Here is a 24,515-nt window from a genome sequence, read left to right on the forward strand (position 1 = left end):
CTCGTGACAGGCCCGGATCGGCTTGATGTCGCTGGTGTTACGTCACACCTCGGCGTAGCTGAGCTGCGGCTTCGCTTCCGAGGTCGCCGTGGTGACGGGTACCCGGGGAGCCGTACGGCGAAGGTATACGGCCCAGGTGACCACGAAGCAGACCGCGTAGAAGGCGAGGAAGGCGACGAACGCCCCGGTGCCCGAGCCGTAGGAGAGGAAGGACTGGCGGAAGGCGAGGTTGATGCCGACGCCGCCGAGCGCGCCCACGGCTCCGATCAGCCCCATGGAGGCCCCGGAGAGCCGTCGCCCGTAGGCAGCGGCCGCTTCACCCTCCAGCCCCCTGGCCAGAGCCTTGTTCTGGAAGATGCCCGGGATCATCTTGAACGTCGAGCCGTTGCCGAGCCCGCTGAGCACGAACAGCACCACGAACGCCGCGGTGAACAGCGCCAGCGACTTCTCCATGGAGGCACCGATCAGGATCGCCGTGGCGGCGCCCATGCCGACGTAGTTCCACAGGCTGATCTTCGCGCCGCCGTACTTGTCGGCCAGCCAGCCGCCCAGGGGCCGGATCAGCGAGCCGAGGAGCGGACCGATGAAGGTGACGTACGCCGCCTCCAGCGGGGTGCGTCCGAACTGGTTCTGGAGGACCTGCCCGAAAGCGAAGCTGTAGCCGATGAACGACCCGAAGGTGCCGATGTAGAGGAAGGACATGATCCACGTGTGGGCGTCCCGCGCGGCGTCCTTGGCGGCACCGGTGTCGTTCTTCACGTTCTCGAGGTTGTCCATGAAGAGCGCGGCCATGACGGCGGCGACGAGGATCAGCGGGATGTAGATCCCGAGCAGCACGCGCGGCCCGCCGCCGGCGCCGATGATCGCGAGGGCGGCCAGCTGGATCACCGGTACGCCGATGTTGCCGCCGCCCGCGTTGAGGCCGAGGGCCCAGCCCTTCTTCCGCAGCGGGAAGAAGGCGTTGATGTTGGTCATGGAGGAGGCGAAGTTGCCGCCGCCGATACCGGCCAGCAGGCCGACGAGCAGGAACGTGGAGAAGGAGGTCCCCGGCTCCATCACGGCGAACGCGGCGCAGGTCGGGATCAGCAGGAGGGCCGCGGAGATGATCGTCCAGTTCCGCCCGCCGAAGATCGCCACGGCGAAGGTGTAGGGGACGCGGACGACGGCGCCGACCAGCGTGACCATCGAGGTCAGCATGAACTTGTCGGCCGGGGTGAGCCCGTACTCCGGGCCCATGAAGAGGACCAGGACGGACCACAGGGTCCAGATCGAGAATCCGATGTGCTCGGAGAGCACGGAGAAGAAGAGGTTCCGCCGGGCGACCTTCTCGCCCGTCTCCTTCCAGAACGTCTCGTTCTCCGGATCCCAGTGCTGGATCCAGCGTCCGCCCTTGCTCGGGGGTACGGGTGCCGTGCCAGGGCCTGTCATGACGCCTCCACTGTGCTCCGGGGCTCGGTCGTGCTTCGAGTGACTGACCCCGAAGGTAGGGAGGACGCGTTTCCTGCCTGTGGCACCGCGGGTGTCCGCGAGGGAACTTTGCTCTCACCCCGGGCTCGGGCGGGATGAGAGATTCAGGCGGGTTTCGGAGACCCGTCAGTGCTGCGGAGGCTGCCAGTGCGGGTTCTGCTGCTGGCTGTACGGCTGTCCGTACGGGCCCGGGGACTGCGTTCCGTAGGGGCCGGGGGCGGGCTGGCCCTGGTACGGGCCCGGGGCGGGCTGACCGGGATAGGGACCGGCGGCGGGCTGACCCGGGTAGGGACCGGCGGCGGGCTGACCCGGGTAGGGACCGGCGGCGGGCTGACCGCCGTAGGGGCCCGGGGTGGGCTGACCGCCGTACGGTGCCGGCTGGGCATACGGGCCCGGGGCCTGCTGGACGTACGGCCCGGGCGCCTGCTGCCCGTACGGTCCGCCCGCGAACGGATTGCCCTGCCCGGGCAGCTGGGCCCCCGGCGGCAGATACCGCGTCCGGCCGTTCTCGTCCGTCACCGGCAGGAAACCGGCCGCCTGCAACCGGGCCGCGAACTTGACGTTGCGCTTGCGCGTCACCACGAGGCCGATGCCGAACACCGCCATGAACAGCAGCCACAGCACACCGGCCACGACGAAGTCGCCGGACTCGCCCCCGAAACGGAAGCCGAGGATCACACAGCCGACGGAGACGCCCAGGGCCCCGTACCCCATGCGCTTCTCGGCGTTCTTGCCGGTGAGGTCGAAGTTGATGCGGGCCTTGAGGAGTTCGAACGCGTCCGGCACGACGGGCGGTACGGAGACGCCGTCGGCCGCGTCGGGGTACTGCGCCCAGTTCTGCCCGGCCCGGGCCCGGGCCTGCGGGCTCGGGTCGGGCAGGAGCAGCATGGTGAGCGCGCCGTTGCGGCCGCTGCTCTGCCGGACGTCGGCGTACTCGTACCCGAACTGCTGGGCGACGAAGGCCAGCCGGGCGAGCTTCTTCACGGACGCCATCGGGCTGGTGAGCTCGACGGGTTCCCCGCTCGCCATCAGCCGCAGCATCTTCTGCATCTGCCGCTTACTCATCCCCACCGCTCCCGCCGACCACTTTGTTCACAAGCGCAACCCGGGCAGTTTTCCACACCGGCGGCCCTGCTCAGCTGCCGGGTACCGTCCGCCTCCGCGCCCCGCGAGCCCTCACCCCCGGCTCCTTCGTCGGCCACAGCCGCGGGTTCTGCTTGGCCGCCAGGTCCTCCGCCCAGCCGAAGGCCAGGACGCAGCCGCCGATGAGGATCCACACCAGGAGCAGCACCGGCCAGACGCTCTCCAGCAGGCCGGGCACGTTCTGTTCCAGCAGGGGGAAGCCCCACAGGCGGTCCCACAGGGTCGCGGCGATCAGGATGCAGGTGTTGTGCCACAGGTAGATGGTCACGGCCCGGGAGTTGAGCAGTGTGATCGTCCCCGCGAAGGGGCGCAGCCGCCGCGGCCACTCCGTCCAGGACGGGCTGAGGTGCAGCAGCAGGAACACCGTGCCGAAGGACCACAGCGCCTGGGCCAGCGGCATGCTGTCCAGGTCGTTCCCGGTGCCGAAGTCGTGGTGCAGGGCGTACCAGAGGCCGGCCAGGGCGATGACGGGGGCGACGGACGGCACGATGTAGCGCGGCAGCCGCTGCAGGATGCCCTCCTGGTGGGCCATGCCGAGGATCCAGCAGGCGCCGAAGGTGGAGAAGTCGGTGAGCGCCGAGGGGATCCGCTCGCCGGGCAGGATGAGCCAGCCCTGCTCGAAGGCGACGGCCAGGGCGATCGGCGCGAGGATCGTGACGACCGGCAGGGCGCGCAGGGCCTTCAGCAGCAGCGGGGACAGCAGGACGTACCAGAGGTAGGCGCGGATGTACCAGAGCGGGCCCGCGAGGTCCGCGGCCCAGTTCTCGCCGATGAAGCCGTGGACGCCGGGCAGCCCTTCCGCGTAGGGCGGGTCGCTGAGCGGGACGATCCAGAAGGTGAGGTGGAGCAGCCACCAGCCGGGGTGCCCGTCCGCGTCCGGACCCCAGCCCTGCAGGACCATGCCGGTGACGCCGACGACGCCCAGCAGCCACAGCGGGGGCAGCAGCCGGCGCATCCGGCCGCGGATCACCTGCACGGCCGGGCGCTTCAGCGAGCGGGCCATGAGGCTCCCGGCGAGCGCGAACATCACGCCCATGGACGGGAACACCAGCGGCAGCCAGGCCCAGCCCGTCAGGTGGTACAGCACGACGCGGAACAGCGCGAGGGCGCGCAGCAGGTCGAAGTACCGGTCGCGGCCGGGCTTCTGCGAGGAGGTCCGTTCCTGAGGAGCGGCCTCGGCCGCGGTGGTCACCGGCATGGTCATCCGACCGGCCTCTTCTCCGTCATCTGCTGGGGCATGCCGGTTCCGGACCCGGGCAGGCCCACCGCACCCGTGCGCCGCAGCTTCTGCCAGCGCAGCCGGCCGCCGGTGAGGGCGGTGATCCAGGACTGGAGCAGGACGACGTACATCAGCTGGCGGTAGAGGAGCTGCTGGAGCGGGAGGGAGATCAGGTGGGTCATGCGTTCCTTGTCCAGGTGGAACGCGTAGGCCGCGCACACGCCCTGCACCGCGAGGACGCCCAGCCAGGCGCCGATGGTCTTCTCGGTGGGGCCGAACACCAGCCCGTAGAGCAGGAACACGTCGATCAGGGGGGCCAGCAGCGGCGCCACGACCATGAACATGGACACGAGCGGCATGCCGACGCGGCCGAAGCGCCCCGAGGGTCCTCGTTCGAAGACGGACCGGCGGTGCTTCCAGATGGCCTGCATGGTGCCGTAGGACCAGCGGTAGCGCTGGGACCACAGCTGCTGGACGGACTCCGGGGCCTCGGTCCAGGCCACGGCCTTCTCGGCGTACACCACGTGCCAGCCGTCGCGGTGCATGGCCATGGTGATGTCGGTGTCCTCGGCGAGCGTGTCGTCGCTCATGCCGCCGACGCGTTCCAGTGCGCTGCGCCGGAACGCCCCGACCGCGCCGGGGATGGTGGGCATGCAGCGCAGCACGTCGTACATGCGGCGGTCGAGGTTGAAGCCCATCACGTACTCGATGTGCTGCCACGCGCCGATGAGCGAGTCCCGGTTGCCGACCTTGGCGTTGCCCGCGACGGCGCCGACGCGCGGGTCGCCGAAGGGCTGGACGAGTTCGCGGACGGTGGTCGGTTCGAAGACGGTGTCGCCGTCCATCATCACGATCAGGTCGTACTTGGCGTTGGCGATGCCCCGGTTGAGGGCGGCGGGCTTGCCGGCGTTGAGCTGGCGGACGACACGCACACCGGGCAGGCCCAGGTTCTCGACGATACGGGCGGTGCCGTCGCTGGAGCCGTCGTCGATGACCAGCACCTCGATGGGGTGGTCGCTGGCGACGAGCGAACGGACCGTCTGCTCGATGCACTTGGCCTCGTTGTAGGCGGGCACGAGGACGGACACCGGTTCCGTGACGGGTTCGCCCCAGCTGAACCCGCGGCGCCGGACCCGCCGGGCGTGCGCCACGGAGAGGATCAGCATCAGCCCGAGACGCCCGAAGACCAGCACACCGACGACGGCGAGGCCGGCGACGAGAACCCCGGTCACCTTCTCGGAGGCCTGCACCAGGAAGACCCACGCCTCGCCCTTCAGCGACTCCAGCCCGGCGACGCGGGTGTGCGCGCTCGGTGCGTCCAGGGCGCCGGTGAGGGTGTGGAAGCGGTAGCCCTTGTCCTGGAGCCCCGAGATGTAGTCGTCGAGCGCGGCCACGGTCTGGGAGCGGTCACCGCCGGAGTCGTGCATCAGCACGATGGCGCCCTTGCCGCCCTTCGGCGTGGCGTTGCTGATGATCTTCTTGACCCCGGGCCGGCGCCAGTCCTCGCTGTCGGTGTTGTTGACGATGGTGATGTAGCCCTTGCTGCCGATGTACTCGGTGACCGGCCACGTGTTGTTGTCCATGTTGTGGGCGAACGACGAGTAGGGCGGGCGGAACAGCGAGGTGCGGATACCGGCCGCCCCGGCCAGGGCGAGCTGGTTCTGGGACAGCTCCCAGTCGACGCGGCTCTTGGTCTGCAGCGACAGGTCCGGGTGGTTGAAGGTGTGCAGGCCGATCTCGTGGCCCTCGTCGACCATGCGCTGGACGAGGTCGGGGTGGCGGGAGGCCATGGTGCCGGTGATGAAGAAGACGGCCCGGGCGTCGTGCTTCTTCAGGACGTCGAGCACCTTGGGCGTCCACATCGGGTCGGGGCCGTCGTCGAAGGTCAGGACCAGTTCGCCGTCGGGGAGGTCCAGAGCGGCGGGCTTCCCGTTGCGGGTGTCGATCACGGGCCCGCCCTTCAGGATGTCCTTCGGGACGCGGTCGTTCGCCGCGGGCGGGCCGACGCGGTGGTCGGCGAGGATCTCGCTGTGCACGTAACCGCGCAGCATGAGCATCGCGCCGAGCGCGACGAGCACGAGCAGAGGCAGCAACAGACGCATGGGCAGGCGCCGGCGCCTGGAGCCGCCACGGGCTCGCGACGAGGGCCCGGAACGGCGGGTACGGGATGCCATGGGTGGTGGTACTCCGGGTGGTGCGGGATGGGGTGGTACGGGGACGGAGGCGGGCGGACGGTGGGTGTGGTGGGTCGGGCCCGGCCGGTCGGGGACGTCTCGGCTGCGCAGGGTGGGCGCACTCAGCGGCGTCCTGAGGTCCCGCTGCGGGAGCGGGACGAGTGGGTGGAGCGGGTTGAGCGGGTGGAGCAGGTTGGTGCGGGTGATCGGGAGGTGCCCCTCGCCGCTCCGGAGAGCTCGGGGGTCCCCCCACCGGCCTGGACCGCTGCGGGAGAGACGCCCGGCCGAGAAGGACGGTGGAGCGGCGCCCCGCCGACAAGGACGGCGGAGCGGCACCCGGGCGGCGGGCGCCGCTTTCACGGACGCGGTGGGCTAGGCGGCGGGCGTCTCCGCGACGGGCTGCGGCTCGGCCGGGCCCTCGGCGACGGGCTGCGGCTCGGCCGGGCCCTCGGCGACGGTGCCGCCGTCGCCGCCGGTGCCCGTCGTCTCGGTGGGCGTGGCCGTGGGCTCGACCGTCGGGGTCGGGTCGGTGGCCGGCGTGCTCGGCGGGTCCGCCGGTTTGGTGGGGGCCGGGGCGGTGGCCTTGCCGCCCGGCGCCGGCACGGTCCGGGTCGCGCTCGGCGAGGGCTTGGCGGATGTGCCGAGCCGGCCGGTGCCGGCGGTGGCCTCGGGTGCTGCGGCACTGGGGCCGGGCGCGGGTGCCGTGGCCTGGCCGGTCGCCGGCGTGCTGCCCGGTGCGGTGGCGCCGGGGTCCGTGGTGGGTGCCGACTCGGCGGGCAGCGACGGGGTGTCGACCTGCCCGGCCGGCGGGTTGTCGTCCTTGGCCGGCACGGGCAGCCAGGGGGCGTTGGAGTTGCCCGACAGCAGCGTGGCGACGATGACGACGGCGTAGGCCCCGCAGGCCAGGGCGACGGCCATGCCGATCCGGCGGTAGCGGCGGCTGCGGCGGCCGGACTCGTCGACGAAGACGGGCCGGTCGGCGGCGGCCTCGGCGCCCGGGCCCTCCTTGGCCTGCCGCAGGAAGCCGTCCCCGAGCTGTACGGCGTCGAGCTGGACGGTGACCTCGTGCGGATCGTGGGTCTGCCCGTCGGCGTCGGGGGTGTCCCCCGACGGTTCGGCTCCGGCTTCCTCCTGCTCCTGCCAGGGGTCGCGGACCGATGTCCTGTTCCCCGGCCGCAGGGCGAGCGAGTCGGCCTCGCCCTCGCTCTGGCGCGGAATGCCGCGCAGTATCTCCGTCCCGGCGGGCAGCCGGTGGCCGGTCGTCCGGACATCACGGTCGGGGAAGACCTGAGTGGCTCTCCCGTCCCGGGCTCCGCTGTCCGACGGGAGTTCCCCGGTAGCCATAGCGGCCTCGGGCCACTCTGGTTGGGCGTCTTCTCGCCACTGTTTCACGCGCACGCACTTCCCCCCACGGGATGGTTCAGGTGCGCTTTCCGACCTGAGCACCCGCCGTCGGATCGGGCCCCCACCCGTCCGAGCGCCCCCTCTTACCACACCGTGCTCAGGCATCGAATGTAGCGCACGCGCAGGTTCCGTGTGTGCGCCGTGTCGAATCGTGTCAACCGTGAGACGCCATGAGGACATCGTCTCCGGCCGGGAGCCAGGCGCCCGCGGGCCTGCGCAACCAGCCCTTTTCCGCAGCCAGCCGGGCCGCCGCGCGGCGCAGCGCGTCGAAGGCGGGATGAGTCAGGCCTTTGCGCCACACCAGGGAGACGGGGGCCAGCGGAACCGGGTCGACCAGGGGCCGCACCACCATCGACGGGAGCGCCGGGAACTCCACGACGGCCAGGACCGGGTTGCGCGTTCTGGCCATGAGCCGCTGGAACTCCTCGTCCCCGACGGCCAGCGGAGCGGGTGGCGCGATGTCGATGCCCCGCCCCTCGAACAGCAGCCGTGCGAGGCCGGTCCACTCCGGTGTGCGCGGGTTGCCGGCGCCCGCGTAGACGCTCTCGCCGGCCAGCTCGGCGAGCGGCACGGCGTCCCACGTGGCCAGCCGGTGATCGTCCGGCAGCACGACCGCCATCGGCTCCAGCCGCACGGGCTGGTGGTCGAGCCCGGCCCGCAGCACCGGTTCCAGCCCGGCGAAGCGTCCGAACGACGCGTCCAGCCGGCCGGCGAGCAGTTCTCCGGCGGCTCCGGTCAGGCCGCTCTCGTAGCGGGCCATCAGTTCGTGGCGGGGGGCGAGTTCACGCGCCTCGTGCAGCACCCGGCGCGGTGTGACCAGGCCCGGGGAGTTGAGGTCGACCAGCAGCGGCCGGGCCTGGTCGAAGGCGGCGAGCAGTTCGTCCTGCGCCTGGAGCACCCGGCGGGCGTACGGCAGCAGCCGCTCCCCGTCGGGGGTGAGCGTCACCTGCCGGGTGGTGCGCACGAACAACTCGGTGCCGAGCTCCCGCTCCAGTCGCCGCACGTCCCGGCTGAGCGCCTGCTGTGCCACGTGCAACCGCACCGCGGCACGCGTGAAGTGCAACTCCTCGGCGACAGCGACGAAGCCGCGCAGCAGACGGTGATCGAGGTGCCCGGACATGCCGCGAACCTACAGCGGCCGGAGGCGCAGGGGTGCGTGGCCCTCAGGGACGGCCCTCCCGGGCCCAGGAGCCCGTGTCGTTCAGGGACGTCCCGACCTCGCCCGTCCGAACGTCCGCTCCCATCGGGCCCTCCGCGTTCTTCCGGCCCTCCGCACCCGCATCCGGCGGAGCCTGCCCCAGCCGGTGACGGGGCACCGACCGCATCGGCGGCCTGGTCAGGGTGATCTGGCGGACGACCTGCTGGAAGCACGCCAGGGCGGCGAGACCGGGCAGGGCGGCCGCCGCGATGCCGAGGATCGTCCGGGGCGCCTGGACGACGCACAGCAGCACGACGATGGAGGAGAACAGCAGGACCACGCACCAGGAGTGCACGGCTCGGCGCTGGTGCAGCGCGGCGCGCAGGACGGACAGGGAGCCCACCAGCCAGGGCCCGTACACCAGCAGCGGCCACCAGGTGCGCAGGCCCGCCGCCGCGGGAGACACGGCGACCAGCCGCAGAGGGTCGTAGGCGACGATGCCGCTCAGGAGGCTCACCGCGGAGGCGATGACGGCCGCCAGGGCGGCGACGAGAAAGCTGGTGGCGCGGAGCAAGCCGTGGGCCTTGCGGGCCGGGACCTTGCGGTGCCGCCGGGGTACTTCCCGTACCGGCGGCAGTTCCTCGGTGATGTCCTGGAGCCGCCGCATGTGGGTGCCCGCGGCGGCGGCCGGTTCGGGATCGGCGGCGGGGACCAGGTCCTCGTCCCGGGGGGCGGGAATCCTCGCCGCCTGCTCCCCGAGGGCCTCCTCCAGGATGAACGCCAGTTCCTCGGCGGGATCCCAGGTGGGGTCCGGTGGTGTGAGGGGGGTGATGAAATCCCGGGCCGGAGCCCGATGCCGGCCGGTGCCCTCTACCTTGTCGTACATGGCGGACCCGACTATTCCGCGAGCGCGAAAGCGGGCCAATCCGTGGCGCTGATCCATCGTCGGGCGAGATCCTTTTCCAGCGCGCTCATGCGGTCGATGAAATCACGCAGCACCGGCTCGGTCACCTTCAGCGCGACCGGGCAACCCCCTTTGGTGAGCGTCCCGTTGACGGTCGCCGACGAGTGCACTGGAGCGGGAATGTAGGTGTACGGGCCGAGCGTTACCGCCCAGCCGTCTTTCCTGGTCGCCTCGGTCATGTACCGACTAACCGTCGGCCCACTTCGGCGGATGCGCGGCAAACGAGTGAAGGAATTTCCCGAATGAGCATCTTTTCTCTGCGCCATGAGGAGCATGAGAAATCTCCATATTCCTGTATGAAGAACAAGGAGCGAACGTTTTCCGCCACACCTTTCCGGCCTCCCCGTCCCGGATCCACAACCCAGGTGCGTGACTGGGCGCGGAACAGGTGTTGGACCGCTTGATCGTCCCCGGGCGACGGTGGACGCATGCCGCAACTCTTCCCGTACCGCCGCCTGTTCCGCCTGCCGGGCACCCGCGCGTTCACCGCCGGGAACCTCATCGCCCGGCTGCCGATGGGCATGTTCAGCGTCAGCGCGGTAGTGATGATCGCCGGGAGCCGGGGTTCGTACGCCCTCGCCGGTGCCGTCACGGCGACGGGGCTCGCCGCGACCGCCCTGGTCGCTCCGTGGACCGCCCGGCTCGTCGACCGGCACGGCCAGGCCCGGGTGGCCCTGCCCGCCACGGTGATCGCCGTCCTCGGCTCCCTCTGTCTGCTGCTGTGCGTGCGCCACGACGCCCCGGACTGGACCCTGTTCGCCTCCTACGCCGCCACCGCCACCACCCCCAACACCGGCGGCATGGCCCGGGCCCGCTGGGCGCATCTGCTGGCCGGCGACCCGAAGGCGCTGCACACCGCCAACTCCTTCGAGCAGGCGGCGGACGAACTGTGCTTCATGCTGGGCCCGGTGCTCGCGGCCTTCCTGTGCGGGGCGTTCTTCCCCGAGGCGGGCACGCTCGTGGGCGCGGTGCTGCTGCTGACCGGCATGGTGCTGTTCACGACCCGGCGTGCGACGGAGCCCCCGGCCCACGCGCGCATACCCGGCAAGGCGCCCCTGCGCGCCCCCGGCATCCCCCCGTTGCTCGCGGTCTGCCTGGCGATGGGCGCCGTCTTCGGCGCGACGGAGGTCGTCACACTGGCGTTCGCCGACGCGCAGGGGCGGCAGTCGGCGGCCGGTGTCGTGCTCGCGCTCCAGGCTGCGGGCTCCTGCGGGGCGGGCCTGCTGTACGGCGCCGTGAAGCCCGCCGGTCCGGCCGCGGGCCGGCTGCCCCGGTGCGTGGCGGCGATGGCCGCGCTGCTGGCCCTGCCGCTGCTGGCCGCGGCCCTGACCGGTTCGCTCCTCGCCCTGGCGGCGGCGCTGCTGGTCGCCGGGATGGCGACGGCCCCGACGATGGTCACCACCATGACGCTGGTGCAGGAGCGCACCCCCGAGGGCCGGCTGAACGAGGGCATGACCCTCGCGGTGGCGGGACTGCTCGGCGGCATCGCCTGCGGCAGCGCGATCGGCGGCTGGACGGTGGAGCACTTCTCGCCGACGGCGGGTTACGTGGTCCCGGTGACGGCGGCGTCCGTGGCCCTGGTGTTGTCCCTGCGAGGCGCTTCGAATCGCTTCACCGTTATCCCCACACCCCATTGACGCCCTCAGGCCCCCCGCATACGTTCGATCGTCGAAGCGCTTCGACGTCGTGCGCCGGGAGAGTAGGGACCCCCACATGAAGTTCACCGACGGCTACTGGCTCCTGCGCGAGGGCGTCACCGCGGCCCACCCTGCCCAGGCCCTCGACGTCACCGAGTCGGACGGCGCCCTGGAGATCCACGCACCGACCCGGACCGTCCGCTCCCGCGGCGACCTGATGACCGGCCCGGTCCTGACGGTCCGGGCACACACCCCCATGCCCGGCGTCATCGGCCTGACCCTCACCCACTTCACCGGCGGCGAGCCCCGCGGCCCCGAGTTCGAGCTCACGGCGTCGGACACCACCGCGGAGATCTCGTACGACGACGAGCACGCGACCCTGACCTCCGGCGACCTGTCGGTCCGGCTGGCCCGCGGCGGGCCGTGGCACGTCGAGTTCCTCGCGCACGGCCGTAAGCTCACCAGCAGCGGCCACAAGAACGCGGGCATCATGCGGGACGCCTCGGGCGCCCACCACCTGCGCGAGCAGCTGGTCCTGAACGTCGGCACGTCCGTCTACGGCCTCGGTGAGCGCTTCGGCCCGCTGGTGAAGAACGGCCAGGTCGTCGACATCTGGCAGGCCGACGGCGGCACGTGCAGCGAACAGGCCTACAAGAACGTGCCCTTCTTCCTCACCGACGCGGGATACGGCGTCTTCGTCGACCACCCGGGCAAGGTGTCCTTCGAAGTCGCCTCGGAGGTGGTCTCCCGGGTGCAGTTCAGCGCGGAGACGCAGGAGCTGACGTACTACGTCATCCACGGCCCGGCCCCGAAGGACATCCTGCGCAGGTACACGGCCCTGACCGGCCGCCCGGCCCTGCCGCCCGCCTGGTCGTTCGGCCTGTGGCTGTCGACGTCCTTCACCACCAAGTACGACGAGGAGACGGTGACGTCCTTCATCGACGGCATGCGGGAGCGGGAACTGCCGTTGTCCGTCTTCCACTTCGACTGCTTCTGGATGCGCGAGTACAACTGGTGCGACTTCCGGTGGGACGAGCGGGTCTTCCCCGACCCGGAGGGCATGCTGGCCCGTCTGAAGGACCGTGACCTGCGTGTCTCCGTCTGGATCAATCCGTACATCGCCCAGCGCTCCCCGCTGTTCGCCGAGGGCAAGGCGCTCGGGCACCTGCTGAGGCGGCCGGACGGCAGCGTCTGGCAGTGGGACATGTGGCAGCCCGGCATGGCCCTGGTCGACTTCACCTCCCCGGCCGCCCGCGACTGGTACGCCGCCAAGCTGGAGGCGCTGCTCGGACAGGGCGTCGACTGCTTCAAGACCGACTTCGGCGAACGGGTGCCGCTCGACGTCGTCTGGTCCGACGGCTCGGACCCGGAGCGGATGCACAACTACTACACGTACCTGTACAACCGCACGGTCTTCGAGGTGCTGCGCAAGCACCGGGGCGAGCAGGAGGCCGTCCTCTTCGCCCGGTCGGCGACGGCGGGGAGCCAGCAGTTCCCCGTGCACTGGGGCGGCGACTGCGAGGCGACGTACGAGTCGATGGCGGAGTCGCTGCGCGGCGGCCTGTCGCTGGGCCTGTCGGGCTTCGGCTTCTGGAGCCATGACATCGGCGGCTTCGAGGGCACCCCGACCCCGGCCCTGTTCAAGCGCTGGCTGGCGTTCGGACTGCTCTCCTCGCACAGCCGCCTGCACGGCAGCAGCTCCTACCGGGTCCCCTGGCAGTTCGACGAGGAGTCGGTGGACGTGGCCCGCCACTTCACCCGGCTGAAGCTCCGCCTCATGCCCTACCTGTACGAGACGGCCCGCGCGGCCCACTCCGAAGGCCTGCCCATGATGCGGGCCATGGTGCTGGAGTTCCCGGACGACCCGGGGTGCGCGCACCTGGAACGGCAGTACATGCTCGGCCCGGACCTGCTGGTCGCCCCGGTGTTCAGCGACGAGGGCGACGTCACGTACTACGTCCCCGAGGGCACCTGGACCCACTTCCTGACCGGCGGGACGGTGACCGGCCCGCGCTGGGTGCGCGAACGCCACGGCTTCCTGAGTGCGCCGCTGCTGGTGCGTCCCGGCGCTGTGATCCCGGTCGGCGCGCGGGACGACCGCCCGGACTACGACCACGCCGACGGGGTGACGCTGCGGGCGTACGGTCTGCGGCCCGGGGACGAGGTGACGGTGCAGGTCGGGGACGTGACCTTCACGGTCGCCCGCGAGGGGAACACCCTGCGGGCGGTGTGCGGCGCCCCAGCGGCCGCCTGGAGCCTGGCGGCCGGCGACCGCGAGGTCCAGGCCCCGCCCGGTACGGGGCGTATCGCGCTGGAGCTCGGCTGATGGTCAGGATCACGGACGTGGCACGACGGGCCGGGGTCTCCCCCAGCACCGTCTCCTACGCGCTGAGCGGCAAGCGCCCGATCTCCGACGAGACCCGGCGGCGCGTCGAGGCGGCCGTCCGCGACCTGGGCTACCGACCCCACACGGGCGCCCGCGTCCCGGCCGGCGGCAGGCAGAACGTCCTGGCCCTGGCGGCGCCGCTCCGCCCCGGCGTGCACACCCCGGTGGTGATGCGGCTGGCGGTGTCGGTGGTGACGACGGCCCGCGCGCACGACCACGACGTCCTGCTCCTCACCCAGGAGGAGGCCGAGGAGGGCCTGACCCGCGCCCTCGGCACGGTGCCGGTGGCCGGACTGCTGCTGACGGACGTCGGACTCCACGACCCCCGCCTCCCCCGGCTCCGCTTCCTGGACAGCCCGTCGGTCCTGATCGGCGTACCGGCGAACCCGCGCGGCCTGACCTGCGTGGACCTCGACTTCAGGGCGGCGGGCGAGGCCTGTGTGGACCACCTGGCGGGGCTGGGTCACCGCACGGTCGCCCTCGTCGGTTCACCCCCGGAGGTCTACCTCCGCCAGACGGCCTACGCCCACCACCTCATGCGGGGCTTCACCGCGGCAGCCGCCCGGCACGGCCTCACCACGTCCGTCCACCCGGGCGACCCCGACCCCGCCACGGCCCCCCGGCTCGCCGAACGGCTGCTCCACGAGCATCCCCCCCTCACCGCCGTGGTCATCCACAACGAACCGCTGCTGGCCCCCCTGATCACGGCCTTCGAGCACCTCGGCCTGCGGGTCCCCGCCGACCTCTCCGTCACCGCGGTCTGCCCCGACGACCTGGCGACGACGCCCCCCGTCCCGGTCACATCGGTGACCCTGCCGGCCGACGAGCTGGGCGCCCGCGCCGTGGAGCTCCTGACGCAGAAACTGCACGGCGTCCCCGTACCGGAGACGACGCTGCTGCCGCCCCGGCTGACGGAAAGGGCGAGCACGTCACGGCGGACGGCATGACAAAGGCCCCGCCGCTCACAAGCGGCGGGGCCTTCGCCCACATGGGATGAGTGGAGATGGCGGGAATCGAACCCGCGTCCAACGGTGCAGAATCAGGGCTTCTCCGTGTGCAGTTCGCTGCGATTTTCTCGGCCCCGGCGATCACGCGAACAAGTCGTCGACAGGCCCAGTCACTGTTTGATTTCCCATCGAACCCCGTGACCGGGCTCGATGGTTTAGTTCCCTAGCTTATGCCAGGATCCGGGTCGGGAACACTCCCGGGCTGACACCCATTAGGGACCTTCGCTCACTGCTTATCAGGCAGCGAGGGTGAAGGCCTGGGAATCGCGCTTGGTATTGGCGATTATTTTTTGCGACATATGGTTTACGAGATCATTGCCGCTTCCTCGACACGCTTCCCCTGCTTCGACAGCCGCTGTCGAAACCGATCATCCCCATGTTGTGTTGACAATCCCCTCCGGAGAGGGGCACGCACCCGCTGTGGGGTGCAGGCACCATCGTACGTGACCAACGCAGGTCGGTGCCAGCGTATTCCCTACGCCCCGCGCTGCTTCCGCTTCACCGCCGCGATCGCGCGGTCGGTCTCCCGGCGGTCCTGCTTCTCCCGCAGCGCCTGACGCTTGTCGTACTCCTTCTTGCCCTTCGCCAGCGCGATCTCGACCTTGGCCCGGCCGTCCTTGAAGTACAGCGCGAGCGGCACGATGGTGTGGCCCGTCTCGCCCGACTTCGACTCCAGCTTGTCGATCTCGGCGCGGTGCAGCAGCAGCTTCCGCTTGCGCCGGGCGCTGTGGTTGGTCCACGTGCCCTGGCTGTACTCCGGCACGTGCACGTTGTGCAGCCACGCCTCGTTCCCGTCGAGCTGCACGAAGCCGTCGACCAGCGACGCCCGTCCCTGGCGCAGGGACTTCACCTCGGTCCCGGTGAGGACCAGGCCGGCCTCGTAGGTGTCGATGATGAGGTAGTCGTGCCGCGCCTTCTTGTTCTGCGCGATCAGCTTGCGCCCTTTTTCCTTAGCCATAGTGCCGCCATTTTCGCACTACGGAGGGGCCCTGCGGAAAGTCGATTACGAGGGGCTCGCCAGACCGCGCAGTACGGCCCGGGCCCGGGGGAGGGCGTCCTCGCCGGTCTCCAGGTCGGGCGTGATGCCCCGGCCGTCGACCCCGCGGCCGGAGGGGGTGCGGTAGTGCCCGACGGTCAGCTCCGCGACGGAGCCGTCGGGCAGCCGGCTCGGCATCTGGACCGAGCCCTTGCCGAAGGTGCGGGAGCCCACCACGAGCGCCCGCCCGCGGTCCTGTACGGCGCCGGTGAGGAGCTCGGCCGCGCTCATCGTCCCGCCGTCGACGAGCGCGACCAGCGGTCTGGCGGTGTCCCCGCCGGGCTCTGCGTGCAGGGCGCGCTGCTCGCCGTCGACGTCGTAGGTGGCGACCAGGCCGCCGTCGAGGAAGGCGGAGGCCGCGGTCACGGCCTCGCCGACCAGGCCCCCTGAGTTACCGCGCAGGTCGAGGACGATTCCGGCACCGGGCGGGGACTGCCGTACGGCTTCGCGGACCTGGTGGCCGGAGTCCTTGGTGAAGGTGGCGACCTTGATCACGGTCACCCGGCCGTCGAGTTCCCGGACGGTCACCGAGTCCGTGGAGAGCTGGGCCCGGCGCAGGGTCTCGGTCCACGCGCGGGTGCCGCGCTCCAGGCCGAGGCGGACGGCGGTGCCGGCGGGGGCGTCGGTGGCGTCCCCGCGCAGTAAGGAGACGACCTCCGTGACGGGACGGCCGTCGGTCTTCTCGCCGTCGACGCTGCGCAGCAGGTCTCCGGGGCGGATCCCGGCGGTGGCGGCGGGCGAGCCGGGGCGCACCTTCGTCACCTCGATACGGCCGTCCTGTCCGCTGCGGGCCCACAGGCCGACGCCGGTGTACTGGCCGTCGAGGGACTCCTCGAACTCCTCGTACTCGCCCGGGGAGTAGACGGCGGCCCAGCGGTCGCCGCTGCGGCTGACGGCGCGCTTCGCGGCCTGGACCGGGGACTTGCCGTCGGCCATGGCCTCCTCGGCGGCCCGGGCGACGTCCGCGTGGCGCCCGGCCGGACCGGCCGAACGGGCCTCGTCCGGGGCGGACTTCCCCTGGCTCTGCGGCAACGCCCCGGTGGCCGCTCCGGCGACGAGCACGCTCGCGAACACCAAGGTCAGGGCGGCCCCGCGACGGATGCGACGGGGCTGACAGAACGGGTCACGACCTGACATGCCGGTGAGTCTAGGACAAGCGGAAGGGCCGTACGGTCGGTTGACCGCACGGCCCCTCTTGGTATGCGTCACACCTTCAAGTACTTGCGCAGCGCGAAGAACGCGGCCAACGCGGGCATCAGAAGGCTCGTCGCGAGGATGAGCGGCAGATACTTCAGCACCGCGCCCCAGCCGATGAAGTTGATCAGCGTGAGCTGGTCGGCCAGGGCGAGTCCGTGGTCGATGAGGAAGTACCGGGCGAGCAGCAGGAAGCCGCACGCGAGGGTGCCGCCGATGAGTCCGGCGACGGCGGCCTCCATGATGAACGGCGCCTGGATGTAGAAGCCCGAGGCGCCGACCAGGCGCATGATGCCGGTCTCGCGCCGGCGGCTGAACGCGGAGACGCGCACCGTGTTGACGATCAGCATCAGCGCGACGACCAGCATCAGCGCCATCACCGCGCGCGCGGCCCAGTTCATGCCGTTCAGCAGCTTGAAGAGGTTGTCCAGGATGCCCTTCTGGTCCTGCACGGACTGCACGCCGTCCCGGCCGTTGAAGGCGGTGGCGATGACCTGGTACTTCTCCGGGTCCTTCAGCTTGATGCGGTACGACTCCTGCATCTGGTCCGGCGTGAGGGAGCTGGCGAGCGGGGAGTCGCCGAACTGCTCCTTGTAGTGCTTGTACGCCTGGTCCTGCGTCTCGTACGTGACCGCCTGGACGACGTCCATCTTGTCGAGGTCGGCCTTGATCTGCTTCTTCTGGTCGTCGGTCACCGCGCCCTTGGCGCAGTTGGGGTCGGACTCGGCGTCGCTCTTGTTGCAGAGGAAGATCGAGACGTTGACCTTGTCGTACCAGTAGCCCTTCATCGTGCTGACCTGGTCGCTCATCAGGAGCGACCCGCCGAACAGGGCGAGCGACAGGGCGACGGAGACGACGACGGCGAAGGTCATCGTCAGGTTGCGGCGGAGACCGACACCGATCTCCGACAGGACGAACTGGGCGCGCATGGCGACTGGTTATGCCTTTCCGTGGATCTCGGGTGCGGTATCAGTGCTGGTAGCCGTAGACACCGCGGGCCTGGTCGCGGACGAGGCGGCCCTTCTCCAGTTCGATGACGCGCTTGCGCATCTGGTCCACGATGTTCTGGTCGTGCGTGGCCATCACCACGGTCGTGCCCGTCCGGTTGATGCGGTCGAGCAGCTTCATGATGCCGACGGAGGTCTGCGGGTCGAGGTTGCCGGTGGGCTCGTCGGCGATGAGCAGCTTGGGCCGGTTGACGAAGGCCCGCGCGATGGCGACGCGCTGCTGTTCACCACCGGACAGCTCGCCGGGCATGCGGTCCTCCTTGCCGCCGAGCCCGACGAGGTCGAGCACCTGGGGCACGGACTTGCGGATCTCGCCGCGGGACTTGCCGATGACCTCCTGCGCGAAGGCGACGTTCTCGCCGACCGTCTTGTTCGGCAGCAGGCGGAAGTCCTGGAACACCGTCCCCAGCTGGCGCCGCATCTGCGGGACCTTCCAGTTGGAGAGGCGGGCGAGGTCCTTGCCCAGAACGTGCACCTGTCCGTGGCTGCACCGCTCCTCGCGGAGGATCAGCCGCAGGAAGGTGGACTTTCCGGAGCCGGAGGACCCCACGAGGAAGACGAACTCGCCCTTCTCGACCTCCAGGGATACATCCCTGAGGGCGGGGCGGGTCTGCTTGGGGTAGACCTTGGAGACATTGTCGAATCGGATCACGGATGCACCACGGGTCGCCGGGGGTAGATGAGCGTGACCATACGCGACCCGGGTGGGACATCGCAGTCACCGACAGTGGTTGCGCCATGGATGTGCCGTTTTATACCGAGCCCCGAGAGGCGCGGGGGGACTGTGCGTACAACCACAGAAAATGCGCAGCCGCGCGACGGCCGCCGGAACCTGGCAAAGTGGAGGGGGGAACATTCCCACCCCCACGGACGTTGGACACGTGGAACCGGCGCAAGGAGGGCAAGCGCATGACGTACGACCGGCTGGTGTGCGCAAACTGCGCGTCCCCCGTGAACGAGGGCCGCTGCCCCGTGTGCCGCGCGAACCGTGAGCGGATGCAGCAGGAGAACTTCCTCGCGGGCATGAACCCGATGGCTCTGATCGCGCTGCTGACGGTGCTGATCGCCGCGGTGGCCCTGCTGGCGCACCAGACCGCGTAAGGCGGTACGCAGCCCCCAGGACATGGCCGAGGGCCCGGAGCGAATCGCTCCGGGCCCTCGGTGGTGCGCTGTCCGTACGGTCCGTACGGCCACGGCTACCGTCAGGCGGCAGCCCCGCCGCGGCCGCCCACGAGGCGCGGCAGCAGACGGAAGCCGACACCGCCGGCGATCATCGTGGCGGCGCCGATCACCAGGAAGGTGGTCTGCGCGGCACCCGTCTCGGCGAGCTCCTGGCCGTTGCCCTGGGCCTGGGCCTGCGAGGCCGGGGTGGAGTCCGAGCCGATCTCGGTGAGGGAGGAGGAGCCCTCCTCCTGCGGCGAGGTGCCGCCGTCGGGGTCGGCGTTGTTGCCGTCGCCGATGCTGCCCCCGTTGCCGTTGCCGTTGCCGCCGCCGTTGCCGTTCCCGTTGCCGGGGTCGGACGGGACGTCGGTCGGGTCCTCGGTGGGCTCGGTCGGCTCGTCGGTGGGCTCGGTCGGCTCGTCGGTGGGCTCCTCGGTCGACGGCGGGTCCGTCGGGAGGTCCGTCGGCGGGTCCGTCGGGAGGTCCGTCGGCGGGTCCGTCGGGAGCTCGGTCGGCGGGTCCGTCGGGTCCTCGTCGCCGGCGCTCACGCCGACCCCGACGCCGGTGTCGCCGAGGCCGACGCTCACGCCCAGGTCGAGAGCGGATGCCGCACCGGCGGCGGTCAGCGAGGCACCGGCGGCGATCACGGCACCGGCGGCGATCCGCGCGACACGAATCCGCGTCTTCTTCGTCATGTGGTTGCTACCCCCAGTAGCTCATCGTCATTAGGCAGCGCTCGGGGCTGTGCTCGACGGGGAAAGCCACAGTGAAGGCCCCCCGGTTCACATGCGCCCCAGAGACACGCATGCCGCGCTTTACCCTTCCCATTTTTCAAGAACACGTCAAGGCCGTTTGCAGCCACCGTGTCCAACTACGGGAGCTTTGCCGGGAGTCTGAGCCTGTGAGTGTGATGTAAAACCCGGACATGGGGGTACGGAAAAGGCAACTGCCGCCCTGGTGGCGGCAGTTGCCTTGTCGACAAACTTACTTCTCCTGCTGCTTGCGCCAGCGAATTCCGGCCTCGATAAAGCCGTCGATCTCGCCGTTGAACACGGCCTCGGGGTTGCCGACCTCGAACTCGGTGCGCAGGTCCTTGACCATCTGGTACGGGTGCAGGACGTAAGAGCGCATCTGGTTGCCCCAGGAGCTGCCGCCGTCCTTGAGGGCGTCCATCTTGGCCCGCTCCTCCTGGCGCTGCCGCTCCAGCAGCTTCGCCTGGAGAACGTTCATGGCGGTCGCCTTGTTCTGGATCTGCGAGCGCTCGTTCTGGCAGGAGACGACGATGCCGGTGGGGAGGTGGGTCAGCCGCACCGCGGAGTCGGTGGTGTTGACGCCCTGCCCGCCGGGGCCCGACGAGCGGTACACGTCCACGCGCAGTTCGGACTCGTCGATCTCGATGTGGTCGGTCTGCTCGACCACGGGCAGGATCTCGACGCCCGCGAAGGACGTCTGCCGCCGGCCCTGGTTGTCGAAGGGCGAGATGCGCACGAGCCGGTGGGTGCCCTGCTCGACGGAGAGCGTGCCGTAGGCGTAGGGCGCCTGGACGGCGAAGGTGGTCGACTTGATGCCGGCCTCTTCCGCGTACGACGTCTCGTAGATCTCGGTCTTGTAGCCGCGCTGCTCGGCCCAGCGCAGGTACATGCGCTGGAGCTTCTCGGCGAAGTCGGCGGCGTCGACGCCACCCGCCTCGGCGCGGATGTTCACCAGTGCCTCACGGGAGTCGTACTCACCGGAGAGGAGGGTGCGGACCTCCATCTCGTCCAGCGCCTTCTTCACGGCCGTGAGCTCGGACTCGGCCTCGGCGCGGGTGTCCGGGTCGTCCTCCTCCTCGGCCATCTCGAAGAGGACGCCCAGGTCGTCGATGCGACCGCGCAAGGCCTCGGCCTTGCGCACCTCGGCCTGGAGGTGGGACAGCTTGCTGGTGATCTTCTGCGCCTCATCGGGGTTGTCCCAGAGGGACGGCGCGGCCGCCTGCTCCTCGAGCACGGCGATGTCTGCCCTCATCTTGTCGAGGTCCAGAACGGCCTCGATCGACTCCATGGTCGAGGAGAGGGACTTGAGCTCTTCGGATACGTCGACGACTGCCACGCCCTCCAGCGTAACGGCTCCGCCCGGCGGCCATCGCCGGGCGGCCGGTGCCGGCTGCTCAGGGCGTCTGCGGGGCGGAGTTCTTCGTGTCCTGGGGAGGTGCGCCGCCGTCGTCGTCCGACGTGGTCAGCCAGGCGCCGACGCCGATCGCCGCCGCGAGGGCGACCGCGCCCGCTCCCAGGGCCACCCGGCGGCGCCGGGCCGCGGCGCGGTTGCGGGCCGAGCCGGGGCGGGGGGTGCCCGCGGTGCGCGGGGCCCTGGCCGTGCCGTGAGCGCCGCCGGCCAGCTCGTCGGGGGCGGGGACGCGCATCGAGGTGTGGGTGTCGCGGTTGGAGTCGGCCGGCTTCGCGCCCGGCACCAGGGGGACCGCGCCCCGCCGCCGGACCCGCTCCGGGGCAGGTCCGGTGGGCTGTTCCTCGCGGTCGGAGTCCTCCGCGGACTCGGTGTCCGGCTCGTCGACCTCCAGCGGGGGCATGCCCGCCAGCATCGGCAGCAGCTCGCGCAGCCGGGCGCCGAGCTCCGAGGCCCGCAGCCGCGAGGCCGGGGCCTTGGCCAGGCACTGCACCAGCAGCTGCCACAGCTCGTCCGGGATGCCGGGCAGCGGGACGACCGTCTCCGTGACGTGCCGGCGCAGGACCGCGCCCGGGTGGCCGCCGCCGAAGGGCGTGAAGCCCGCCAGCAGCTCGTAGAGGACGGTGGCGAGCGCGTAGATGTCGACGGACGCGCGCGGGGGCAGGCCCTCGACGATCTCCGGGGCGAGGTAGTCCGGAGTGCCGATGATCTTCGTGGCCTTGGTGCGGCGCGGGGTGTCGATGAGTTTGGCCACGCCGAAGTCGGTCAGCAGCGCGCGGTGGGAGCCGCCGGGGCCGAGCGGGCCCTGCATGTCCAGGAGGACGTTCTCCGGCTTGACGTCCCGGTGCACGACGCCGACGGCGTGCGCGGCCGCCAGTCCGTCGGCGATGTCGGCCGCGATCGCGACGGCCGCCTCGGGGGCCAGGCGCCGGTCACGGTCGAGCCGGGTGCGCAGGTCCGTGCCGCGGACGAGGTCCATGACGAGCGCCAGGTCGTTGCCGTCGACGACCAGGTCGCGCACCGAGACGACATGCGGGTGCTCCAGGCCGAGCAGCGCGGTGCGCTCCTGGACGAAGCGCCCGACGAGTTCCTGGTCGGACGCCAGGTCCTCGCGCAGCAGCTTGATGGCGACGGGACCTTCCGGCCCCTCACCCAGCCACACCGTGCCGGCGCTGCCCCGCCCCAGGATCTGGTGGGCGGTGTACCGGCTGCCGATCTTCCGTGCCAAGGCTGCTCCTACCGACGCGTGTTGTCGCTAAAACTACGCGTCCGGAGAGCCAACCTTCACCGTGGAAGCCGAAATCACCTGCCGGATGTCGACAAATCACCAACCCCGCGGGGTGGTTCCGGTCATCGGTTCAGTCATCGGCTCCGGTCAGTTCGTGCCGGAACCGCTCCCGCCGAGCTTCTCGAACCAGCCGGTCACGGTGCTGAACCAGTCGGTGAGCTGGTCCCAGTAGCCCTTGCCGGTGCCGATCCACTCCTGGAGCGGGCTCAGTTCCCAGATCAGCCAGCCCGCGACGAAGAGGATGACGATCGTGAAGAGGCAGCCCTTCAGGCAGCCGAGCCCGGGGATCCGCATCGGGTTGGCGCTGCGCTGCCGCGGCTGCCGGGGCTCGCGCTGCGGCGGCTGGGGCTGCTGCGGCTGGGGCGGCGGCGCGGGCGGGGCGTAGCGCTGCGGCGGCTGGGGCCGCTGGGGCTGCGGGGCGTACTGCTGCGGCTGGGGCTGCTGCTGCGGGTGGCCGTAGCCGGGTCCGGGCGGGGGTGCCTGGCGGCGCGGGGGCTGCTGCTGGGGCCGGGCCACCTGGCGCTGGGGGCGGCGGCGCAGCGGGTCCTGGCCGGGGTCGAGGTACTGGACCTGCGTCTGTTCGTTGCGGTCGCGGGCCGCCCGCAGCTGGTTCTGCCAGGGGTGCGGGTCCTCGGGGCCGCCCTGCTGCCCCTGCTGACCGGGGTGGCCGGGCGAGCCCGGCGGGACCGGCGGCATGACGGCGGTCGGGTCGGCCCCGCCCCGGTGGTTCATGACGGCGGTGGGGTCGGCGGCGCCGGCCGGGCCCCCGGTGTGCGGCATGACGCTGGTCGCGGCGTTCGGGTCGTACGAGCCGGCGCCCTGCGGGAGGACCTGGGTCGGGTCGGCGTCGCCGGACATGTCCGGCACCGGCGCGGGAGCCGGGTCGGGCACGAGGAGCATGCCGACGCTCTCGGCGGCGGCGATCTGCGCGGAGTTCGCGTGCACCCCGATGCCCTCGGCGACGACGCGCAGGCCGCGGGCGAGGTTCACGGCGCTGGGCCGCTCGTCGGGGTTCTTGCGCAGGCAGCGCTCGATGACCGTCCACAGCGGGTCGGGGACGGTGGAGGGGCGGCGCGGCTCGGCGCTCAGGTGCTGGTGCAGCACTTCCAGGGCGGAGCCGCCGGAGAACGGCGGGCGGCCGGTGACCAGCTCGTACAGCAGGATGCCGGCGCCGTAGATGTCGACGGCGGAGGTCTGCGGACGGCCCTCCGCGGACTCGGGGGCGACGTACGCGGGCGTCCCGACGAACTCCTGGGTGCGGGTCAGCCCCGGGGAATCGGCCAGGCGGGCGATGCCGAAGTCGGTCAGCAGCGGGTGCATCTGCCCCTCGTACTGCTGGAGCAGGACGTTGGCCGGCTTGAGGTCGCGGTGGACGACGCCGTCGGCGTGGCTGGCGGCGAGCGCGTCGGCGATCTGGGCGGTGAGCAGGGCCGCGGCGACCGGGGTGAACGGCCCGTTCTCGCGCAGGTAGCGGTGCAGGTCGGGGCCCTCGACGAGGTCCATGACCAGCGCCAGCAGCTCGCCCTCGACCACCAGGTCACGGACCCGGACGATGTTCGGGTGGGTCAGCCGGAGCAGGACGGAGCGCTCGCGGAGGAACCGCATGACGATGTCCGCGTCACTGGCCAGTTCCTCCTTGAGGACCTTGATCGCGACGGTCTCGCCGGGCTGCCCCGGCACGGCCGCCTCGGCGCCCGCGGTCTCGCGCTGGCGGGCTCGCCAGACGGTGCCCGTGGCGCCGCGTCCGAGCGGCTCCTCGAGCAAGTACTTGCTGCCTACCGGCCGCACGTCATGCGCTCCCTGGTGCTTGCCTTGCCTGCTGGCCTGTCCGACCCACTGTAGTGCCGGGGGGCCGGGGACCGGAGTGTCGTCTTTCTGTGGGTCTTACGTAGCGGCCCTCACACTCGTTCGAAGGGAAGACGCTCACCTCGGTCTTGTGGTTGCCGGGAACGGACGTGACTGATCTCAAGAGGTCGCCTGTGGGTCATCTCTCAGGCACTTTTGCGGGCAGAGCCGACCAATCAAGATCACCTTTTCCGGAGCGAGGGGTGCACTGTCAGTGGCAGGTGCGAGGATGCTGGCAGTACTGGCCGACGTGCTGGGGCGGGGTGGGGGACTCCGCGCCCGGGC

At 71.2% G+C, this 24,515-nt stretch carries 20 protein-coding genes and 1 other RNA gene; 4 read left to right on the top strand and 17 right to left on the bottom strand.

The window, feature by feature from the left end; translation table 11 throughout:
- Positions 1-42: 42 nt before the first annotated feature.
- The 8 genes from RFN52_RS15400 to RFN52_RS15435 form a co-directional block, all read right to left on the bottom strand.
- Positions 43-1,428 carry a nitrate/nitrite transporter gene (locus RFN52_RS15400; protein ID WP_184846935.1) on the bottom strand — a complete coding sequence of 462 codons (1,386 nt, stop codon included), beginning with the start codon at positions 1,426-1,428 and terminating at the stop codon, positions 43-45.
- Between the two features lie 165 nt (positions 1,429-1,593).
- On the bottom strand, positions 1,594-2,532 hold the full coding sequence (locus tag RFN52_RS15405) for a hypothetical protein (RefSeq protein ID WP_184846937.1): 939 nt from the start codon (positions 2,530-2,532) through the stop codon (positions 1,594-1,596).
- A gap of 70 nt (positions 2,533-2,602) precedes the next feature.
- A complete protein-coding gene (locus RFN52_RS15410; RefSeq protein ID WP_184853903.1) occupies positions 2,603-3,808 on the bottom strand; it encodes an acyltransferase family protein in 1,206 nt (401 codons plus the stop codon).
- A 2-nt stretch (positions 3,809-3,810) separates the two neighbouring features.
- A complete protein-coding gene (locus RFN52_RS15415) occupies positions 3,811-6,003 on the bottom strand; it encodes a bifunctional polysaccharide deacetylase/glycosyltransferase family 2 protein (protein ID WP_184846939.1) in 2,193 nt (730 codons plus the stop codon).
- A 372-nt stretch (positions 6,004-6,375) separates the two neighbouring features.
- A complete protein-coding gene (locus RFN52_RS15420) occupies positions 6,376-7,347 on the bottom strand; it encodes a hypothetical protein (protein ID WP_311240958.1) in 972 nt (323 codons plus the stop codon).
- 214 nt (positions 7,348-7,561) lie between these two features.
- Positions 7,562-8,527, bottom strand: a complete 966-nt coding sequence (locus RFN52_RS15425) for a LysR family transcriptional regulator (protein ID WP_184846942.1) — start codon at positions 8,525-8,527, stop codon at positions 7,562-7,564.
- Between the two features lie 43 nt (positions 8,528-8,570).
- The gene (locus tag RFN52_RS15430) at positions 8,571-9,431 is read right to left on the bottom strand and encodes a hypothetical protein (RefSeq protein ID WP_311240959.1); all 861 of its coding nucleotides are present in this window, start codon (positions 9,429-9,431) and stop codon (positions 8,571-8,573) included.
- Positions 9,432-9,442: 11 nt separating this feature from the next.
- A complete protein-coding gene (locus RFN52_RS15435) occupies positions 9,443-9,688 on the bottom strand; it encodes a hypothetical protein (RefSeq protein ID WP_184846944.1) in 246 nt (81 codons plus the stop codon).
- Positions 9,689-9,937: 249 nt separating this feature from the next.
- On the opposite strand from RFN52_RS15435, the gene RFN52_RS15440 reads away from it, so the two are divergent.
- The 3 genes from RFN52_RS15440 (at position 9,938) to RFN52_RS15450 (ending at position 14,479) form a co-directional block, all read left to right on the top strand.
- Positions 9,938-11,146: an MFS transporter gene (locus RFN52_RS15440; protein WP_184846946.1), complete on the top strand. Its 1,209-nt coding sequence runs from the start codon at positions 9,938-9,940 to the stop codon at positions 11,144-11,146.
- Between the two features lie 76 nt (positions 11,147-11,222).
- Positions 11,223-13,472, top strand: a complete 2,250-nt coding sequence (yicI, locus tag RFN52_RS15445; protein WP_184846948.1) for an alpha-xylosidase — start codon at positions 11,223-11,225, stop codon at positions 13,470-13,472.
- On the top strand, positions 13,472-14,479 hold the full coding sequence (locus RFN52_RS15450; protein ID WP_184846950.1) for a LacI family DNA-binding transcriptional regulator: 1,008 nt from the start codon (positions 13,472-13,474) through the stop codon (positions 14,477-14,479). The genes yicI and RFN52_RS15450 overlap by 1 nt, the downstream gene beginning before the upstream one ends.
- A gap of 48 nt (positions 14,480-14,527) precedes the next feature.
- Here the strand turns inward: RFN52_RS15450 and ssrA are convergent.
- The 5 genes from ssrA to ftsE all read right to left on the bottom strand — a co-directional run bounded on the left by ssrA (position 14,528) and on the right by ftsE (position 18,428).
- Positions 14,528-14,915, bottom strand: a transfer-messenger RNA (tmRNA) gene (gene ssrA / locus RFN52_RS15455).
- A gap of 99 nt (positions 14,916-15,014) precedes the next feature.
- On the bottom strand, positions 15,015-15,497 hold the full coding sequence (gene smpB / locus RFN52_RS15460) for an SsrA-binding protein SmpB (protein WP_184846952.1): 483 nt from the start codon (positions 15,495-15,497) through the stop codon (positions 15,015-15,017).
- A gap of 45 nt (positions 15,498-15,542) precedes the next feature.
- Positions 15,543-16,712, bottom strand: a complete 1,170-nt coding sequence (locus tag RFN52_RS15465) for a S41 family peptidase (protein ID WP_184846954.1) — start codon at positions 16,710-16,712, stop codon at positions 15,543-15,545.
- Positions 16,713-16,780: 68 nt separating this feature from the next.
- Positions 16,781-17,698 carry a permease-like cell division protein FtsX gene (gene ftsX / locus RFN52_RS15470; protein ID WP_184846956.1) on the bottom strand — a complete coding sequence of 306 codons (918 nt, stop codon included), beginning with the start codon at positions 17,696-17,698 and terminating at the stop codon, positions 16,781-16,783.
- Positions 17,699-17,738: 40 nt separating this feature from the next.
- A complete protein-coding gene (gene ftsE / locus RFN52_RS15475) occupies positions 17,739-18,428 on the bottom strand; it encodes a cell division ATP-binding protein FtsE (RefSeq protein ID WP_003990615.1) in 690 nt (229 codons plus the stop codon).
- A 257-nt stretch (positions 18,429-18,685) separates the two neighbouring features.
- Between ftsE and RFN52_RS15480 the strand changes: the two genes are divergently transcribed.
- Positions 18,686-18,877, top strand: a complete 192-nt coding sequence (locus RFN52_RS15480; RefSeq protein WP_062927170.1) for a hypothetical protein — start codon at positions 18,686-18,688, stop codon at positions 18,875-18,877.
- 101 nt (positions 18,878-18,978) lie between these two features.
- Here the strand turns inward: RFN52_RS15480 and RFN52_RS15485 are convergent, their stop codons facing one another.
- The 4 genes from RFN52_RS15485 to RFN52_RS15500 form a co-directional block, all read right to left on the bottom strand.
- Complete coding sequence (locus RFN52_RS15485) at positions 18,979-19,632, bottom strand: hypothetical protein (protein ID WP_184846958.1); 654 nt, start codon at positions 19,630-19,632, stop codon at positions 18,979-18,981.
- 289 nt (positions 19,633-19,921) lie between these two features.
- Positions 19,922-21,025 (bottom strand): peptide chain release factor 2, encoded by a 1,104-nt coding sequence (gene prfB, locus RFN52_RS15490; protein WP_031108357.1) that lies wholly within the window; start codon positions 21,023-21,025, stop codon positions 19,922-19,924.
- Between the two features lie 58 nt (positions 21,026-21,083).
- Complete coding sequence (locus RFN52_RS15495; RefSeq protein WP_184846959.1) at positions 21,084-22,325, bottom strand: serine/threonine-protein kinase; 1,242 nt, start codon at positions 22,323-22,325, stop codon at positions 21,084-21,086.
- A gap of 147 nt (positions 22,326-22,472) precedes the next feature.
- Entirely contained in the window at positions 22,473-24,173 is a 1,701-nt protein-coding gene (locus RFN52_RS15500; RefSeq protein ID WP_184846961.1) for a serine/threonine-protein kinase, read from the bottom strand.
- Positions 24,174-24,515: the final 342 nt, after the last annotated feature.

The sequence above is a fragment of the Streptomyces collinus genome (assembly GCF_031348265.1).
Lineage (GTDB): Bacteria > Actinomycetota > Actinomycetes > Streptomycetales > Streptomycetaceae > Streptomyces > Streptomyces collinus.